The organism is Treponema sp. R6D11, assembly GCF_054786075.1.
Genome location: NZ_BDHD01000567.1, coordinates 1 through 772, shown reverse-complemented (window position 1 = coordinate 772; position 772 = coordinate 1). Strand labels below are relative to the sequence as shown.

Here is a 772-nt window from a genome sequence, read left to right as displayed (position 1 = left end):
AAGGAAGAAAGCTCATCTGTTAAAATTGCGGAAGTGCGAGTGTACATAGAAAAAGATATAGTTTCACTGCTTGTAGATTTAAGCGGAGACCCGCTTTTTAAGAGAGGGTACAGGAGCGAAGGCGGAGCCGCCCCGTTAAGGGAAACAACTGCGGCTTCAATATTGCTCTTATCAGGTTGGAAACGTAAGTTTCCACTTTACGACCCATTCTGCGGTTCTGGCACAATTTTGATAGAAGCCGCAATGTACGCTTGGGACATGGCTCCCGGTCTTGGCAGAAACTTTGCCATTCAGGATATGCTGATAGCAGACGCAAAAATTGAACAGCAGGTACGCGATGATTTTCGCGCTAAAATTGATTTTGGCGGTACGGACGGAGGGCGGCTTGTCAGAATAGCCGGAAGCGACGAAGACTTACGTTCCATATCGATAGCGTCCTCAAATGCGGCGCGTGTGCGCGACATTGCGGAAGGTAGGAACCCGCAAAGGGGGATTCGCACGGCGGATAAATCCTTGGGTTTGGAGTTGAAAGTTCTGCTCATGACGCAAGCGCAGTCTCCGTACACGGACGCAGGCTTGTTAATAACTAACCCGCCATATGGGAAACGGCTTGGCGACCAATCCGCGGCGGAACAGATATACAAGGATATGGCGGGTTTTGCACAACGTTTTTCAGGGTGGAAACTAGCCGTAATAACCGACCATAGCGGGTTTGAAAGTTTTTACGGGAAAAAAGCAGACTCGTGTCGTGAAATAAGTAATGGCGCAATAC

At 49.0% G+C, this 772-nt stretch carries 1 protein-coding gene; it reads left to right on the top strand.

The window, feature by feature from the left end; translation table 11 throughout:
• Window positions 1-39 precede the first annotated feature (39 nt).
• On the top strand, window positions 40-772 hold a 733-nt coding region (locus ACYVTD_RS14720; RefSeq protein WP_461248466.1), incomplete at its 3' end, for a THUMP domain-containing class I SAM-dependent RNA methyltransferase.